This window comes from Sulfitobacter sp. 15WGC, from assembly GCF_005068605.1.
GTDB lineage: Bacteria > Pseudomonadota > Alphaproteobacteria > Rhodobacterales > Rhodobacteraceae > Sulfitobacter > Sulfitobacter faviae.
This window is the reverse complement of sequence record NZ_SZNL01000284.1, coordinates 1-233: the sequence shown is the minus strand read 5'-3', so window position 1 is coordinate 233 and position 233 is coordinate 1. Positions and strand designations below refer to the sequence as shown.

At 55.8% G+C, this 233-nt stretch carries 1 protein-coding gene; it reads left to right on the top strand.

The window, feature by feature from the left end; translation table 11 throughout:
- Positions 1–233, top strand: a 233-nt coding sequence (locus FCK22_RS18780; protein ID WP_136720782.1) for a helix-turn-helix domain-containing protein, incomplete at both ends; no start/stop codon positions are given.

Below are 233 nucleotides of genomic sequence, written 5' to 3'. Positions count from 1 at the left end.
AAAAAAAGCATGACAGGGGCTGGGGAGTTCGAGGAATGAGGTATCCAGCAACCGAGAAGCTTGAGATCATTCGCACGGTTGAGGGATCACACCTGCCCACAAAAATGACCCTTGATATGCTGGGTATCCCGCGCACGACATTTTACCGATGGTATGACCGCTACGTCGAAGGCGGCCTTGATGCATTGGCGGACCGCGCGCCTCGGCCGAAGTCGGTCTGGAACCGTATTCCG